General features: G+C 70.8%; 15 protein-coding genes. 4 read left to right on the forward strand and 11 right to left on the reverse strand.

The genetic code is table 11. The features are described from left to right. Positions 1-6 precede the first annotated feature (6 nt). From ABZZ17_RS29710 to ABZZ17_RS29725, 4 genes are read right to left on the reverse strand one after another with little or no spacing between them, the layout of a single operon-like run. A complete protein-coding gene (locus tag ABZZ17_RS29710; RefSeq protein ID WP_356880448.1) occupies positions 7-666 on the reverse strand; it encodes a class I SAM-dependent methyltransferase in 660 nt (219 codons plus the stop codon). Then, positions 663-1,484, reverse strand: a complete 822-nt coding sequence (locus tag ABZZ17_RS29715; RefSeq protein ID WP_356880450.1) for an HAD family hydrolase — start codon at positions 1,482-1,484, stop codon at positions 663-665. The genes ABZZ17_RS29710 and ABZZ17_RS29715 overlap by 4 nt, the downstream gene beginning before the upstream one ends. Continuing rightward, positions 1,481-3,946 carry a phosphoribosyltransferase gene (locus ABZZ17_RS29720; protein WP_356880520.1) on the reverse strand — a complete coding sequence of 822 codons (2,466 nt, stop codon included), beginning with the start codon at positions 3,944-3,946 and terminating at the stop codon, positions 1,481-1,483. The genes ABZZ17_RS29715 and ABZZ17_RS29720 overlap by 4 nt, the downstream gene beginning before the upstream one ends. A 59-nt stretch (positions 3,947-4,005) precedes the next feature. Next, on the reverse strand, positions 4,006-5,181 hold the full coding sequence (locus ABZZ17_RS29725) for an HpcH/HpaI aldolase/citrate lyase family protein (RefSeq protein ID WP_356880452.1): 1,176 nt from the start codon (positions 5,179-5,181) through the stop codon (positions 4,006-4,008). A 194-nt stretch (positions 5,182-5,375) separates the two neighbouring features. Here ABZZ17_RS29725 and ABZZ17_RS29730 point away from each other — a divergent pair, with 194 nt between their 5' ends. After that, positions 5,376-6,164 carry a TerD family protein gene (locus ABZZ17_RS29730; RefSeq protein WP_356880522.1) on the forward strand — a complete coding sequence of 263 codons (789 nt, stop codon included), beginning with the start codon at positions 5,376-5,378 and terminating at the stop codon, positions 6,162-6,164. Positions 6,165-6,270: 106 nt separating this feature from the next. Here the strand turns inward: ABZZ17_RS29730 and ABZZ17_RS29735 are convergent, their stop codons facing one another. The 6 genes from ABZZ17_RS29735 to ABZZ17_RS29760 all read right to left on the reverse strand — a co-directional run bounded on the left by ABZZ17_RS29735 (position 6,271) and on the right by ABZZ17_RS29760 (position 10,782). Then, entirely contained in the window at positions 6,271-7,011 is a 741-nt protein-coding gene (locus ABZZ17_RS29735) for a Tellurium resistance (RefSeq protein WP_356880454.1), read from the reverse strand. A 125-nt stretch (positions 7,012-7,136) separates the two neighbouring features. Then, the gene (locus ABZZ17_RS29740) at positions 7,137-8,252 is read right to left on the reverse strand and encodes a DUF475 domain-containing protein (RefSeq protein ID WP_356880456.1); all 1,116 of its coding nucleotides are present in this window, start codon (positions 8,250-8,252) and stop codon (positions 7,137-7,139) included. Positions 8,253-8,277: 25 nt separating this feature from the next. After that, positions 8,278-8,853 (reverse strand): TerD family protein, encoded by a 576-nt coding sequence (locus ABZZ17_RS29745; protein ID WP_356880458.1) that lies wholly within the window; start codon positions 8,851-8,853, stop codon positions 8,278-8,280. Between the two features lie 95 nt (positions 8,854-8,948). Next, the gene (locus tag ABZZ17_RS29750) at positions 8,949-9,524 is read right to left on the reverse strand and encodes a TerD family protein (RefSeq protein WP_356880460.1); all 576 of its coding nucleotides are present in this window, start codon (positions 9,522-9,524) and stop codon (positions 8,949-8,951) included. A gap of 147 nt (positions 9,525-9,671) precedes the next feature. After that, positions 9,672-10,130 (reverse strand): peroxiredoxin, encoded by a 459-nt coding sequence (locus tag ABZZ17_RS29755; RefSeq protein ID WP_356880524.1) that lies wholly within the window; start codon positions 10,128-10,130, stop codon positions 9,672-9,674. Positions 10,131-10,356: 226 nt separating this feature from the next. Further along, positions 10,357-10,782 (reverse strand): DUF3052 domain-containing protein, encoded by a 426-nt coding sequence (locus ABZZ17_RS29760; protein WP_281206266.1) that lies wholly within the window; start codon positions 10,780-10,782, stop codon positions 10,357-10,359. A 426-nt stretch (positions 10,783-11,208) separates the two neighbouring features. Between ABZZ17_RS29760 and aceE the strand changes: the two genes are divergently transcribed. Further along, positions 11,209-13,941, forward strand: coding sequence for a pyruvate dehydrogenase (acetyl-transferring), homodimeric type (aceE, locus tag ABZZ17_RS29765; protein ID WP_356880462.1), 2,733 nt, complete (start codon positions 11,209-11,211; stop codon positions 13,939-13,941). Between the two features lie 82 nt (positions 13,942-14,023). Then, positions 14,024-14,812 (forward strand): potassium channel family protein, encoded by a 789-nt coding sequence (locus tag ABZZ17_RS29770; RefSeq protein ID WP_356880464.1) that lies wholly within the window; start codon positions 14,024-14,026, stop codon positions 14,810-14,812. Here ABZZ17_RS29770 and ABZZ17_RS29775 read toward each other — a convergent pair. Continuing rightward, the gene (locus ABZZ17_RS29775) at positions 14,809-15,204 is read right to left on the reverse strand and encodes a peptidase inhibitor family I36 protein (protein ID WP_356880466.1); all 396 of its coding nucleotides are present in this window, start codon (positions 15,202-15,204) and stop codon (positions 14,809-14,811) included. The genes ABZZ17_RS29770 and ABZZ17_RS29775 overlap by 4 nt on opposite strands. A gap of 365 nt (positions 15,205-15,569) precedes the next feature. Here ABZZ17_RS29775 and ABZZ17_RS29780 point away from each other — a divergent pair, with 365 nt between their 5' ends. Then, entirely contained in the window at positions 15,570-16,250 is a 681-nt protein-coding gene (locus ABZZ17_RS29780; protein WP_356880468.1) for a TetR family transcriptional regulator, read from the forward strand. The last annotated feature ends 105 nt before the right edge of the window (positions 16,251-16,355 follow it).

The raw sequence follows: 16,355 nt of genomic DNA on the forward strand, positions 1-16,355 counted from the left end.
CGGGCGCTACCGCTTGCGCGACAGGGTCAGGCCGTCCGAGATCGCCAGGAGGACGGATTCCATCCGGGAGTCGGCCGCGACGTGCTCGTTGAAGGCGTGGACGCTCGTGCCCCGGCTCCCGGGAGACCCGTCGAGGACCGTGCCGTGGAACAGGGTGTTGTCCGTGACGATCAGCCCGCCCGGCCGGAGCCGGGGGACGAGTTCCTCCCAGTAGAGGATCTGGCTCTGCTTGTCCGCGTCCACGTACGCCAGGTCGATGTGCTCCTCGGCCGGCATCGCGCGGAGCGTGTCGAGCGCGGGGGCGATGCGCAGGTCGATGCGGTCCGCGACGCCCGCCGCCTCCCAGGCCTCGCGGCCGTACGCCGTCCACTCCTCCGACACGTCGCAGGCGATGAGGCGGCCGTCGGCCGGGAGGGCCTGGGCCATGGACAGGGCGGAGAAGCCGGTGAAGGTGCCCACCTCCACGATGTGGCGGGCGCCCGTCAGCCGGACCAGGAAGGCCAGCAGCGGCCCCTGCTCCTCCGCCGACTGCATGCCGGCCGACTCCGGGAACTTCTCGTAGGTCGTGGCCACCAGCCCCCGCTGGACGGCGTCCAGCGGGGGGTTGTGCGCCAGGACGTACTGGTAGAGCTCGTCGGTGATCTTGGTGCTGTTGCCCTTGGTCATGCGGTCAGTCTCGCAACCGTCCCGCCGAACGCGCGGATGATTTCCTCACCCGCCAGCACTCCGGCGGTCGTCAGGGCCGTCACCGACGGCGCCGTCCAGCCCGCGTCGGCCAGCTCCCCGTGCCCCGGCCGCCAGCCGCGGTCCGCGGCGAGCAGCAGGTCGGCGTCGAGGAGGGAGTCGCCGGCGGCGAGGGTCGTGGTGGCGCCCGTGCGCCGGGCCACTTCCGCCATCGCCGCGCTCTTGGTCAGGGGCCGGGGGACGGCATAGATCTTGCGGCCCTGGAGGGAGACCGTCCAGCCGCGCGCCTCGGCCCATTCGGCGAGGGCCTTCAGCCATTCCGCGGGGACCAGGTCGCGCTCCACGACCAGGTAGGCGAAGAGGTCCTCGGCCAGCCGCGCCTTGCGCAGCCACGCCGGGTCGGACACCGACAGCAGGTGCTGGTGCACCTCCTCCAGCGGGGCGCACTCCTGCGCGAGGCGGCCGGCGACGGCCCGCCGCCAGTCCCGGTCGGGGACTCCGTCGACCAGCAGCTGGCCGCCGTTGGCGCAGATCGCGTACGGGGCCGGGCGGCCGGGGAAGCGGATCCGCTGGTACTGCTTGCGGGTGCGGGTCGTGGTGGGGACCCAGACCGCCGCGGGGTTCTCGGTGAGCTCCGCCAGCAGCGCCGCCGCCGTTTCCGTCATGAACGACAGCGGCTTGCTCTCGTGCACCTCCACGCACAGCAGTCGCGGGGCCACCGGGTCGGGCATGGTCAGGCCGAGGGCGGCCGACGAGTAGATGAGCGTACGGTCGAGGTCACTGGCTACGAGGACGGTCACTTGGCGGCCACGGCCTTTCCGTCGGCGCCCGTGGCGCCGCGCGTGAATCGGGGGTGGATGAGTCCTACGCACGTGTAGGGCAGTCCGTCGACCTCCTCGACCGGCACCCCGCGCTGCTCGGCGAGCAGGCGTACGTGGTCCAGGTCGGCTCCGGCTCCGCGCTGGGCGAGGATCTTCCACGGCACGCGGCGCAGCAGCACCCGCGTCGTCTCGCCCACGCCGGGCTTGACCAGGTTCACGTCGTGGATGCCGTACTCCTCGCTGATCCGCTCGACTGCCGCCCAGCCCACCCAGGTGGGGGTGCGGTCGGCCGCGAGCAGTTCCTTCACCTCGTCGGCGACGGCGTCGGCGACGGCGTCGAAGCGGGCCGCGACGGCGTCGACGAAGCCGACGGAGACATCGGCTCCGGCGAGTTCGCGGTAGAACTTCGCGCCGTGGAAGTCGGCGGGCCCGACCAGGTCGGACCTCAGCACCGTACGCGAGACCAGTCCGGAGACGGTGGAGTTCAGGCAGGCGGAGGGGATCAGGAAGTCCTCGCGGGTGCCGTACGTGCGGACGCAGGAGCCGGGGTCGGCCAGGACCACGATCTCCGGGTCGAAGCCCGGGAACGCGGCGAGGGCCTCCTTCAGCTCCCGGGTGATGGCGCCCTTGCCGGTCCAGCCGTCGACGAAGACGACGTCGGCGGGGTCGTGGTGGGCGGCCAGCCAGCGCAGCGCGTTGGCGTCGATGCCGCGGCCCCGCACGATGGAGACGGCGTAGTGCGGCAGGTCCAGGCCGTGGCGGTCGCGGGCCCAGCGGCGCATCAGCACGCCGACGGGAGTGCCGGCGCGGGCCAGGGACACCAGCACCGGGGAGGGGGAGCGCTCGGCGAGGACGGTCTCGGTGACGGTTCCTACCGCCCGGGCTATGCGGGTGGCGGAGGCGGCCAGGGCGCTGCGGTAGAGCTCCTGGTAGGCGTCGGAGGGCTGGTACTCGACCGGCAGGGACTCGGCGTAGTGGGCGCCGCCCGCCTGGATGGCCTCCTCGCGTTCCTCGGTCGGGGCCTCCAGTTCCACGTCGGAGAGGTCCTGGAGGAGCCAGCCGACGTCCTCGGGGGCGTACGAGGAGAAGGCCGGGCCGCGCAGCGGCTCGGGCAGGGTCGGCTCGGGCATGGTCGGCTCCCGCCGGTCGGGTGCGTGGGGCGACGGTACGTAGGACGGTATGACGGCGAGCAGGACCCGGCCGGTGTGCGGGGCGAGGGCGGCGAGCAGGCCGGTGCGCAGTGCGGGGGTGTCGCCGGCCGAGTCCACGACGGCGACGACGGTGTCGAAGCGGGGGGCGTCGGTGCGGACGACGTTGTAGGCGTACCGGTCTCCGGGCCCGTCGGCGGGGTCGTCGTGGGCGGGGAACACCAGGCGGGTGCGGATGGCGTAGCCGGGGTCGTCGACGGGCAGCACGGGCGAGCGGGTCGTGGTGGAGAAGCGGACCTCGGCGGCCGCCCCGGACCGCTCCAGGGCCAGTGCGAGCCGCAGCGGGGCGTACATCAGCTCCTCGTTGCCGAGGACGAGGACCCGCCCGGGGTCGGCGCCCAGCGCGTCCGTGAGCTGCCGGGAGAGGCGGGGCAGGGCCTCTTCGAGGGCGGCGCGGTGGGCCGGGGTGAAGCCGTGCCGGCCGCCGTCGGGGACGCCGGCGGGCCAGTCGAGCTCGATCCGCCCGGCGGGGGCGGGGGCCCCGGCGGGCCCTCCCGGGACGGCTCCCGCGTCCTGCGCGGCCGCTCCGTCGTACTGCTCGACCAGCGCCCGGCCCTTGGCGAGTACCCCTTCGGGGAGGGACACCGTGCCCGCGGCGAGGGCGATCAGGTCGACACGGGCGCCGATCTCGGCGGCGAAGCCGGTCAGCCGGTCGCGGTCGGCGGCGGAGCGCACGTCCACGAGGGCGACGACCACGTAGTGCGTGCGGGGGTGGCGGGCGTGCAGGTCGCGGATGGTGTTCAGGACGGTGTTGCCGGTGGAGAACTCGTCGTCGACGAGGACGAGCGGCCCGGTGCCGGCCAGCAGCCGCGGGTCCTCGGGCAGCAGCAGGTGGGAGGTGGCGTGCGAGTGGGCCTCCTCGAAGCCGCCCGCGGCCGCCACGCCCGGTACGGGCCGCCGGGTGGAGTGCAGGTAGGGGGCGGTGCCCAGGCCGTCGGCGACGCAGTGGCCGAGGCCGGTCGCGGTCTCGGCGTACCCGAGGACCACCGCCGAGGCGGCGTCGGCGCCGAGCAGTGCCCGGACCCGCTCGCCGAGGCGGTACCCGGCGCCGTGGACGACCGCCGGGGACTGCGGGACGTGCTTGCCCAGCACCTGCGACACCAGCAGGTGGGCGCGCTTGGGGTTGCGCCGCAGCGCGAGCCCGAGCAGCTCGTCCAGCGGGGGCTGCTCCGGGTCTGCTCCGCCTTCCAGGCCCACGCCCAGCCGGTCCGCGACCCAGGTTCCCGACCACACCTCTTCGATCGTCTTGCCCTTCTCCGTAGGAAACTCCGCCGTCACCGGTCCGCGCCCGCTCACACCTGGAGCCCGGCCGTGAGGAGGTCGACGAAGCCGACCTCCTCCCTCGCCACACCGAAGGCCTCGGCGCGCCGCATGGTGCGCTCGGCCCAGGCCCGGTGGGGCTTCACCTCATTCATTTTGTTCGTATAGGCGGACCGCAGCACGCCGCCGCCCCCGCGCTCGGGGCGCAGGATGTCCTGGGCGTCGCTGAACTCCTCGTGGGAGACCACGGACAGTGCGTGGACGGGCGTGACGTGGGCGGGGTGGATGCAGGTCTTGCCCAGCAGCCCGTTGGCCCGGTCGAGCTCGATCTCGCGGAGCAGCCCGTCCAGGTCGTGCTCGATGAGCGCGGTGCGCAGCTCCTCCACGCCCTCTTCCAGGAAGGGGCTGCGGCGCAGCTGCGGCTTGAAGAGGCGCTGCTGGCTGCGGAAGTACTCCCAGACCGGGCCGGTGACGGTGAAGCCGGTGCCGTCGGCGCGGCTGAGGACGTTGACCACGTCCGCGATCACGCCGGCCACGATCTGGACGTCGTAGGCGGTCATGTCGGGGGTGCGCCGCAGCCCGTAGGCGGAGCAGAAGTCGGTCACGCCGAGCCGCAGGGCCAGGACGTGCTCGCGGTGGCGGTTGACGGTGCGCGAGATGCCCGCGAGGGTCTCGACCCGGGTTTCGAGGTGGAGGAGCTCGGGGGATTCGAGGACCGGCATGGCATACAGGCGGGGCAGTCCGGCGGCGGCCTGCGCGTCGGCGACGGCGTCGAGGAAGGCCGTGCCCCGGCTCTCGGTGAACTTGGGGAGTACGAATCCGGCCAGGTTCCGCACCGAGCGGCCGAGGCGGCGTACGAGATCGCCGATCTGCTCGGGCGTGCGGACGCGGATGAACAGCAGCGGCAGCTCGGCGGCGTCGGGGCCGTCCTCGTCGAGGTCCGCGAACTGCCGGACGAGGTTCTCCTCGCCGTCGACGACGTCCGCGTCGCTGATGGAATCCTCCAGGCAGAGGACCATGGAGACGACTCCGCGGGCGGCCTGCTTGCGGATGTCGGCGGCCAGGTGCGGCCGGGTGGCCGGGCTGTAGAGGGTGGCTCCGAGCGCGGCGGCGAGCGTACCGGCGGGGGAAGCGAGGGTGAACTCCGCGGGCTCCTGGTGGAAGAGGTCCTTGCGGACGCTGGGCGAAATGTGCCCGAAGTGACGCATGTGCTTCCCCCGTACTGCCTCGGCGGCCCAACTGGCGTGGCCGGTAATAGTACGTACGAATATGAGTCAAGAGTTCCTCAAGCACATGAAGTTCAGGTAACCCTCTTGCACCATGCCCAGCTCTCGCGTTCGGTACAAGGCCCAACGGGGGGCCGCATTGTCCCGGTCGGGCCCGGGAGGGCAGGATGACGGGCATGACGCACGCGATGCAGAAGGGCTCGAACATCCCGGTGGCCGCCGTGGCGGTCCGGGCGGTGCTGCGCTGGTCCACGGGGCCAGAGGTGCCGGACGTGGACGCCTCGGCGCTGCTCGTGGGCGCGGACGGGCGCGTGCGCTCGGACGAGGACTTCGTCTTCTACAACCAGCCCCGGCACCCCTCGGGAGCCGTGTGGCGGCTCGGGAAGAAGCAGCTCGGCGACGGGATCACCGACGCCGTCCAGGCCGACCTGCGCACCGTCACCCCGGAGGTGGACCGGATCCTGGTGGTGGCCTCCGCCGAGGACGTCCCCTTCGAGCGGGTCCACGACCTGCGGATCCTGCTCTACGACGCCACCCCGGGCGCCGGCCCCGAGCCGCTGGCCTTCTTCGACGTGCGGCCGGAGACGGGCGCCGAGACCGCGCTGATCTGCGGGGAGCTGTACCGCAGGGGCGAGGGCTGGAAGTTCCGCGCGCTGGGCGAGGGCTACTCCGACGGGCTCGTGGGGCTGGCGACCGACCACGGCATCTCCGTGGACGAGAACGCCGCCGAGGGCGGCTCCGAAGAGGCCGCGCCCGTGGCGGCCTCCGTGTCCGGCGCCGGGCCCACCGCCGAGCAGACGGCCGCGATGCGCCCGCCGCTCCCGGCCCCGCCCACGCAGGCCCCGCCGGCCGTCGAGCCGGCGTACGGATATCCGCAGCCGGTGTCCCCGGCGCCGGTGCCGGCCCCGGGCGGGGACCCGTCCTTCCGGCTGCCGGTGCAGGGCCCGCAGTTCATCCGCCGCTGACGCCGCTGACGCCACCCACGCCGCCCACGCCGCCCGTGCGGCTCACACCGCCCGTGCCGCCCGCCCCGGCGGTCACCGCCGGCTCCGGTCCCCCGGAGCCGGCCGGTCAGGCCTTGGTGCTCTTGTAGCCCCGCCCCCACTGGAGCCCCCAGCCGTACAGCCGGTCGAGCTCGGCCTGGAACCCGTAGACGAACTTCACCTCGCGCCGGACGATCAGCTCGCCCTTGACGTTCTCCAGGGACAGGACCGCGCAGGAGCGGGCCTGCGGCTGCCTCTCCTCCAGCGGGATCTCGATCCGCGGCCCGGTCACCGGGTACAGGGTGACGAGGGCGTGCGTCCGGTCGAAGGCCGGGGTCTGGTCGTAGATGTAGACGAAGACGAGCAGCCGCTTGATGTCCTCGGCGTGGTCGAGGTTGATGTAGAGCGTCTCCCCCGAGGCCGAGCCGAACCGGTCGTCCCCGCTGAGCTTCACGTACGGCGGGTCGTTGAGGTCGCCGAGGAGGTTCCCGAGGGGCTGCACGGCACCCCGGGTGCCGTCGGTCAGCTCGTACAGGCAGCCCATGTCGAGGTCGACGTTGACCATGCCCTGGGTGTGGGCCTGCACCATGTCGGGCTTGAACAGCCTGAGCGGGTGCCGCAGCAGCTGCCCGCTCTGCCCGGAGCGGCCGCCGATGTCCGAGGTCCGCATCCGCCACGAGAGGTTGACGCGCAGGTTGCCGTGGACCGCCTGCTGCTTGGTCAGCGACACCGTCGGATGTCGTTTGGTCAGCTCGATGGCGTTCGACGAGGCGTGCCCCGAGTCGAACCCCATGGCGCGCGCGCCCCTGATCCCGTCGAAGAACCCCATGGTCCCCTGCCCCCCTGCTGCCTCACGAGTACGAACCCCTCACCCATACGGAAGCGGGGCGGCCGCCGGGTCCGTGGACCCGTCCGGCCGCCCCGCAACTGGAGCGTTCCGCATTAGCGCCGAGGTCATGCCTCGGCTGCGGCACCCTCCAGCTCCAGGCGCTTGTTGCGGCGCACCGAGGACCAGAAGGACCAGCCGATGAGCACGACGCCGACGAGGCCGGTGATGACCTCGTTGATCTCGTACTGGATGGTGACGAGCAGGATCACGGCGAGCGCGCCGATGGCGTAGTGGGCGCCGTGCTCCAGGTAGACGTAGTCGTCGAGGGTGCCCTGGCGGACCAGGTAGACCGTGAGCGACCGGACGTACATGGCACCGATGCCGAGGCCGAGGGCCATGAGCACGATGTCGTTGGTGATGGCGAAGGCGCCGATGACCCCGTCGAAGGAGAAGGAGGCGTCGAGGACTTCCAGGTAGAGGAACATGAAGAAGGCGGCCTTGCCGGCCATGGCCACGGCGGAGACGGGCTTGCCGGTCTTCTTGGCCTCTTCCTCGGCCTCGTGCTCGGCTTCCTCCTCTTCCTCCAGCTTGTTCTCGAAGTAGCCGGAGAGACCGCCGACGACCATGTAGGTGATCAGGCCGAGGACGCCGGAGATCAGGACGGTCTGCGCCTTGTCGACGTGCGCGCCGCCGTGCTGGTGGGCGTTGGTGGCGAAGGTCATCGCGGTGATGACCAGGATGATCAGCGCGATGCACGCGGACAGCATGTCGATCTTGCCGAGCTTGGCGAGCGGACGCTCCAGCCAGGCGAGCCACTTGATGTCGCGGTCCTCGAAGATGAAGTCGAGGAAGATCATCAGCAGGAACATGCCACCGAAGGCGGCGATGGACGGGTGGGCGTCCGTGACGAGCTGCTGGTACTGGTCCTTGTCGGACAGTGCGAGGTCGACCGCCTCGATCGGCCCGATCTTGGCGCTGATCGCGACGATGACGACGGGGAACACCAGGCGCATGCCGAACACGGCGATCAGAACACCGATGGTGAGGAAGATCTTCTGCCAGAAGGCATTCATCTTCTTCAGGATTCCGGCGTTGACCACCGCATTGTCGAAGGACAGCGAGATCTCCAGGACCGACAGGATCGCCACGATCCCGAAGGCCTGCCACCCCCCGTAGAACACCGCTGCGACCAGACCGAGCGCAGTGATTGCGAACGACCAGCCGAAGGTTTTGAGAACCACTGGCACCCCATCGTCTTGTACGGCTTTACGAAACGTTGACCCCGAAGTCTAGAGCGATGCCCCGCAGGCCCGACGCGTACCCCTGCCCTACCGCTCGGAACTTCCATTCACCGCCGTACCGGTAGACCTCGCCGAAGATCATCGCGGTCTCGGAGGAGGCGTCCTCGGTGAGGTCGTAGCGGGCCAGTTCCTGGTCGTCGGCCATGTTGACGACGCGGATGAAGGCATTGCTGACCTGGCCGAAGCTCTGGCGGCGGGCGTCCGCGTCGTGGATCGAGACCGGGAAGACGATCTTGTCCACGTTCGCCGGCACCTTGGTGAGGTCGATGATGATCGACTCGTCGTCACCCTCACCCTCGCCCGTGAGGTTGTCGCCCGTGTGTTCGACGGAGCCCTCGGGGCTCTTCAGGTTGTTGTAGAAGACGAAGTACGCGTCCCCGAGCACCCGGCCGCTGTTGCACAGCAGCGCGCTGGCATCGAGGTCGAAGTCGGCTCCCGTGGTCGAGCGCGCGTCCCATCCGAGTCCGACCAGAACCCGGGTGAGGTTCGGTGCGGCCTTGGACAGGGAGACGTTGCCCCCCTTGGCGAGTGTGACGCCCATGTTGTGTTCCTCCCCGGACGACGTGATGTGGTGGCAAAGCCGGTCCGGCGCCGTACACACAGTGCACGGCGCCGGACGGACGGACTGCTGTCGGCTCAGACGTTGACGCCGAAGTCCTGCGCGATGCCGCGCAGGCCCGAGGCGTAGCCCTGGCCGATGGCGCGGAACTTCCACTCCGCGCCGTTGCGGTACAGCTCGCCGAAGACCATGGCGGTCTCGGTCGAGGCGTCCTCGGAGAGGTCGTAGCGGGCGAGCTCGGTGTTGTCCGCCTGGTTCACGACGCGGATGTACGCGTTGCGGACCTGGCCGAAGCTCTGCTGACGGCCCTCGGCCTCGTAGATCGAGACGGGGAAGACGATCTTCGCGACATCGGCGGGGACGCCGGCCAGGTTGACCTTGATCGCCTCGTCGTCGCCCTCGCCCTCACCGGTGGTGTTGTCACCGGTGTGCTCGACCGAACCGTCCGGGCTCTTCAGGTTGTTGAAGAACACGAAGTTCGAGTCGTTGGCGACCTTGCCCTGGTCGTTGGTCAGGATCGCGCTGGCGTCGAGGTCGAAGTCGACACCGGTGGTGGTGCGAGCGTCCCAGCCCAGACCGACGATGACCGCCGTCAGGTTAGGCGCGGCCTTGGTCAGCGAGACGTTGCCGCCCTTGCTGAGGCTGACTCCCACGGGTCCTCCATTGGGTATGTGTCTGGGGCGGGGCCCCGTCGTGCGGTTGCTACCGGATCAACGTTCCGATCCTAGTGACGGGTTCCCGTTCGTACACGGTTTTGGTACGGAATCTGCCCGCGAGGGCAGCAGAGACCTGCCGAGGCCTCAGAGGCTGTCGAGGGCCTTGATGTACTCGTTCAGGTCACGGGCGTCGGGCAGTCCGTTGACGACAGTCCACCGCACGACGCCGTCCTTGTCGATGATGAAGGTGCCGCGGACCGCACAGCCCTTGTCCTCGTCGAAGACCCCGTAGGCGCGGGAGGTCTCCCCGTGCGGCCAGAAGTCCGACAGCAGGGGGTAGTCGAGGTTCTCCTGCTCGCCGAAGACGCGCAGGGTCGGCACCGAGTCGTTCGAGACGGCGAGGAGCTGCACCTCGTCGTTCTGGAACCGGGGCAGCTGGTCGCGCAGCTCGCAGAGTTCGCCGGTGCAGACGCCGGTGAAGGCGAACGGGTAGAAGAGCAGCACCACGGCCTTCTCCCCCCGGAAGTCGGAGAGCCGCACGGTGGCGCCGTGATTGTCCTTGAGCTCGAAGTCCGGAGCCTTGTCGCCGACCTCGATGGCCATCTCTCTCATCCCTTCGTTCTGCATTCCTGCACGTGCGCGTTGGACCGTTCGGGTGAGCCCGCCGGTCCCGGGGCCCAGCCTAGGGGGTGTCCGGCCGATCGGAGCGGGCGCGGTCGCGCCCCGTCCGCCGGGCCCGGGGTGCCGCCGGGTGCCCGAACGACCGCGCCCCGCCGACCTCGGGTGATCCGGGTCGGCGGGGCGCGTCCGCTTGACTGCGGGGTTCGGCTCAGCGCTTCTTGGCGGCGGCCTTCGGGGTCGTCAGCTTGACGGCGGTCCAGTCGTCGCCCACCTTGACGGGCTTGGCCTGGGAGAGGCCGGCGGTCTCGACTGCCTCGCTGATGTCGCTGGCCTGCACGAAGCCGTCACGGCCCGTCTTGGGGGTCAGCAGCAGGACGACGGAGTTCTCATCGACCAGTTCGATGGCATCGACCAGCGCATCGGTCAGGTCACCGTCCTCTTCCCGGAACCAGAGGATCACGGCGTCGACCTCGTCGTCGTAATCCTCGTCGACGAGTTCGCTGACGTGCTTCTCGACGGCGTCACGGAAATCCTGATCGACGTCGTCGTCGTAGCCGATCTCCTGGACCACCTGTTCGGACTGGAAGCCAAGTCGGGTGACCGGGCTCTCCGCGTGGTCCGCGGTCGCGCTCACGGGGTGCCTCCTGCTCATGTTCGGTGAATGTCTTTCGGCGGCGCGCGTACGCGCAGCATTGGGCGTAGTCCACACGGGCGCGGCGGATCGCGCAAGTACCCGGCCGCCGAGACCGTCGAAACGGTGACGATTGCGGCCGTCTCGCCGCAACTTTCAGGCTTCCCGTTCACGCCCCTGGTGATTCATCCCACACCATTCCAGCTCATTCGGCATCGCATGAGGACTTTCCTACCTGTTTGAGGGACGAACGGCCTTACGAACCGGGTGATCGACCGGGGCGTAAGGTTGCGATTTGGCCCTACCCGCTCCTCCGCTCCTTCGCCGCTCCAGGTGTTACCCAGTGGTAGAGGTGAAGATTTCGGCCGAGCGTAAGACCATGGGAGGCGGCGACCCAAGGCACGACTCCCCCGACAGCGAAGGAACAGCGTGGCTTCCGCATCCGATCGCAATCCGATCATCATTGGCGGCCTGCCGAGTCAGGTCCCGGACTTCGATCCGGAGGAGACGCAGGAGTGGCTCGACTCCCTGGACGCCGCAGTCGACGAGCGGGGCCGTGAGCGTGCCCGGTACCTGATGCTGCGGCTGATCGAGCGGGCCCGCGAGAAGCGCGTGGCCGTGCCGGAGATGCGCAGCTCGGACTACGTCAACACCATCGCCACCAAGGACGAGCCGTTCTTCCCCGGCAACGAGGAGATCGAGCGCAAGGTCCTGAACGCCACCCGGTGGAACGCGGCCGTGATGGTCTCGCGCGCCCAGCGTCCCGGGATCGGCGTCGGCGGCCACATCGCCACCTTCGCCTCCTCCGCCTCCCTCTACGACGTGGGCTTCAACCACTTCTTCCGGGGCAAGGACGAGGGCGACGGCGGGGACCAGATCTTCTTCCAGGGGCACGCCTCCCCCGGCATCTACGCGCGCGCCTACCTCCTGGACCGGCTCTCCGAGCAGCAGCTCGACGCGTTCCGGCAGGAGAAGTCGAAGGCCCCGTACGGCCTGTCCAGCTACCCGCACCCGCGGCTGATGCCGGACTTCTGGGAGTTCCCGACCGTCTCGATGGGCCTCGGTCCGCTGGGTGCGATCTACCAGGCCCGGATGAACCGGTACATGGAGGCGCGCGGGATCGCGGACACCTCCAAGTCCCACGTCTGGGCGTACCTGGGCGACGGCGAGATGGACGAGCCGGAGTCGCTGGGCCAGCTGTCGATCGCCGCCCGCGAGGGCCTGGACAACCTGACCTTCGTCGTCAACTGCAACCTCCAGCGGCTCGACGGCCCGGTGCGCGGCAACGGCAAGATCATCCAGGAGCTGGAGTCGCAGTTCCGCGGGGCCGGCTGGAACGTCATCAAGCTGATCTGGGACCGCTCCTGGGACCCGCTGCTGGCCCAGGACCGCGACGGCATCCTGGTCAACAAGATGAACTCGACGCCGGACGGCCAGTTCCAGACGTACGCCACGGAGTCCGGCGCGTACATCCGCGAGCACTTCTTCGGCGGCGACCAGCGGCTGCGCGCGATGGTCGAGAACATGACCGACTACCAGATCCAGCACCTGGGCCGCGGCGGTCACGACCACAAGAAGGTCTACGCGGCCTACGCGGCGGCCAAGGCCCACAAGGGCCAGCCGACGGTGATCCTGGCGCAGACGGTCAAGGGCTGGACGCTCGGCCCGAACTTCGAGGGCCGCAACGCGACCCACCAGATGAAGAAGCTGACGGTCGACGACCTCAAGCGCTTCCGCGACCGGCTGCACATCCCGATCACGGACGCCCAGCTGGAGAGCGGCGCGCCGCCGTACTACCACCCGGGCCGCAACTCCCCCGAGATCCAGTACATGCACGACCAGCGCAGCGCGCACGGCGGTTACGTGCCGACGCGCGTGGTGCGCGCCAAGCCCCTCCAACTGCCGGAGGAGAAGACCTACGCGGCCGCGAAGAAGGGCTCGGGCCAGCAGTCCATCGCGACGACGATGGCCTTCGTCCGCATCCTGAAGGACCTGATGCGGGACAAGGAGATCGGCAAGCGCTTCGTGCTGATCGCGCCCGACGAGTACCGCACCTTCGGCATGGACGCGTTCTTCCCGAGCGCCAAGATCTACAACCCGCTGGGGCAGCAGTACGAGGCGGTCGACCGCGACCTGCTCCTCGCGTACAAGGAGTCCCCGACCGGCCAGATGCTGCACGACGGCATCTCGGAGGCCGGCTGCACGGCCTCGCTCATCGCCGCGGGTTCGGCGTACGCGACGCACGGCGAGCCGCTGATCCCGGTCTACGTCTTCTACTCGATGTTCGGTTTCCAGCGCACCGGTGACCAGTTCTGGCAGATGGCCGACCAGCTGGCGCGCGGTTTCGTCCTCGGCGCGACCGCCGGCCGGACCACCCTGACGGGTGAGGGTCTCCAGCACGCCGACGGTCACTCCCAGCTGCTGGCCTCGACGAATCCGGGCTGCGTGGCGTACGACCCGGCCTACGGCTACGAGATCGCGCACATCGTCCAGGACGGCCTGCGGCGCATGTACGGTCCCGACGCGGAGGACGTCTTCTACTACCTGACCGTCTACAACGAGCCGATCCAGCACCCGGCCGAGCCGGCGGACGTGGACGCCGACGGGATCCTCAAGGGCATCCACCGCGTGTCTCAGGGCTCCGCGGGCACCATCGGGGCGCAGATCATGGCCTCGGGCGTGGCGGTGCCGTGGGCCCTGGAGGCCCAGCGGATCCTGGCCGCGGAGTGGGACGTGAAGGCGGACGTCTGGTCGGCGACCTCCTGGAACGAGCTGCGCCGCGAGGCCGTCGAGGTGGAGGAGCACAACCTGCTCCACCCGGAGGAGGAACAGCGCGTCCCGTACGTGACGCGGAAGCTGTCGGGTGCGGACGGGCCGTTCGTGGCGGTCTCGGACTGGATGCGTTCGGTCCCGGACCAGATCGCGCGGTGGGTGCCGGGCGCGTACACCTCGCTGGGTGCGGACGGCTTCGGCTTCGCGGACACCCGTGGTGCGGCGCGGCGCTTCTTCCACATCGACGCGCAGTCGGTGGTGCTGGCGGTACTGACCGAGCTGGCCAAGCAGAACAAGATCGACCGTTCGGTGCTGAAGCAGGCGATCGACCGCTACCAGCTCCTGGACGTGACGGCCGCGGACCCGGGCGCCGCCGGCGGCGACGCCTGACGGCCGGTGGTGTGAGCGGCGGCGGCCTCCGGGGACTCCCCGGGGGCCGCCGCCGCTTTACGCGTTCCCTACGATGCTCGGCATGAAGGAACCCTCCCGCCAGCTGCTGTGGGAGCGGCGGAGCCAGACCCCGCTGCTCGTCCTCGCCGTGGCCTTCGCCGTCGCGTACGCCGTTCCGATCGTGGTGCCGGACGCTTACGCGCGGGTGCAGCGGGCGTGCACGGTCACCGAGTGGGTGGTGTGGGGGGCCTTCGCCGCCGACTACCTGGTGCGGCTGGGCCTGTCGCCGGCCCGGAAGGCCTTCGTACGGACGCACTGGCTGGACCTGGCGGCGGTGCTGCTGCCACTGATCCAGCCGTTGCGGCTGCTGCGGCTGGTGTCGACCCTGATGCTGGTGGGCCGGCGGGCGCGGATGGCCCCGCAGGTCCAGCTGACGACGTACGTCGCGGGCGCGGTCGTCGGCCTGCTGATGTTCGGTTCCCTGGCGGTGCTGAGCGTGGAGCGGGACGCTCCCGAGGGGAACATCAAGAACCTGGGCGACGCGGTGTGGTGGTCCTTCACCACCATGACGACGGTCGGCTACGGCGACCACTCCCCGACCACCGGGCTCGGCCGGGTCCTGGCCGTCGGGCTGATGCTGTCGGGAATCGCCCTGCTCGGTGTGGTGACCGCCAACATCGCCGCCTGGTTCATCGCCCGCTTCGAACGCGACGACCAGGTGGAGCGGCTGCAGCTGGCGGCCGTCCGCGAGCTCCAGGAGGAGGTGCGGGCGCTGCGCGCCGAGGTGGCCCGGCTGGGCCCGGTGGCCCCCGGCGCGGGGAGCGGCGTACCGCCGACCCGGGCGCCGGAGGACGCCGTGGGCGCGGCCTAACGGTCCCAGACCTTGAAGGCCCTCACCTGGTAGGGGGACTGGGGCAGGAGGACGCCGTCGCCCGGGTAGGTCTGGAACTCGCCGGTCTCCGCGCATTCGGCCGACTGGTAGGTGGTCACGGGGCGGCCGGTGCGGTTGACGAGGGACTGGGCGGTGGTGCCGGCGGGCAGCGCCGTGCAGCTGTTGATGTCCAGGGTGCTGAGTTCGTGGCTCTGCCGGGTCCCCTTGAAGTCCGCCTTGGCCCACAGGCACAGCTGTCCCGTGGCGCAGGACGACCAGGGCGGCGGACCGGCGGCGTGTGCGCGGGCCGCCGTGCCCGGGACGAGTGCGGTGGCGGCCAGGACGGCGGCGGCGAGCGCGGTGACGCGTGCGGTGCTGTTCCACGTACGCATGACAGGTCATCTCCTTGGTGGACGCAGGAGCCCCGGACCGGTTCCGAGGGCTCCGTCGACACCACGCTGACCTGCACGGACGCCGGTGCGGAAGGGGCTGTCGGCGGGTCCACCCGGATAGGCGACAGCCCCGCCGGAACCGTCCGGCGCGGCTTTCGTGCGCCCGGGGTTGACGGCGCCGGACCGCCTGACGGGGCGGTGCGGGGGCGTGCGGCGGCGGCCGCGCCGGCTCCCCCCGTCCCCGAGCCTGTCCCCGAACGTGTCACCGGCCCCCGGGTTCACCAACGGCTCAACGGGGCGCCGGCCGTCCGTCCGGTCACGGGTACCCTGACCGCTCACTCAGCGTCAGAAAGGACCCCGCGGTGATGACCGATCCGCGGCCGGCGCCGGCCGCCCCGCCGGCGGCCGGACTACGCGAACGCAGGAAGCGGCGCACCCGGGACGCGCTGCTGCGCGCCGCGCTGCTGCTGTTCGTCTCCCGGGGCTACGAGCGGACCACGGTCGACGAGATCACCGACGCGGTGGACGTCTCGCAGCGCACCTTCTTCCGGTACTTCGCGAACAAGGAAGAGGTCGCCTTCGCGGTCCAGGACCTCGTCGAGCCGCACTTCGTCGCCGCGCTGCGGGCCCGGCCCGCCGAGGAGGACCCCCTCACCGCGATGCGCCGCGCGGTCCTCGCCACCTGGGACACCATCGAGGAGGCCGTCTCCGGGGTGGTCCCCGTCGACCTGTACATGCGCAGTTACCGGCTGATCGAGTCCACCCCGGCCCTGCTCGCCGTGCACCTGCGGCGCTCGGCCGTGCTGGAGGAGGAGATCGCCCGGCTGATCGCCGCCCGCGAGGGCCTGGACGTGGACGCCGACCCCCGGCCCCGGGTGGCCGTCGCCGCGTTCTGCGGCGTGATGCGCGTCACCGGGCGGCTCTGGGGGCAGGGCGAGGACACCAGCGTGGACGCGATCCGGCGGATGACCGCGGCTCACCTCGACCGGATCGGCCCCGCCCTCGCCCGGGACTGGCGCCGCACCGTCACCGCGGACCACGACTGACCCGCGCGGCCGGAAGGTCACCTCCCCCGCGGCACGGCTGACGGAGCGTGAGCGACCGGCGGTCCCGGTCCCACGGTCGGCCGTGACCCCCGTCACCTGACGCGC

Source organism: Streptomyces sp. NPDC006512, from assembly GCF_040611935.1.
Taxonomy (GTDB): Bacteria; Actinomycetota; Actinomycetes; order Streptomycetales; family Streptomycetaceae; genus Streptomyces.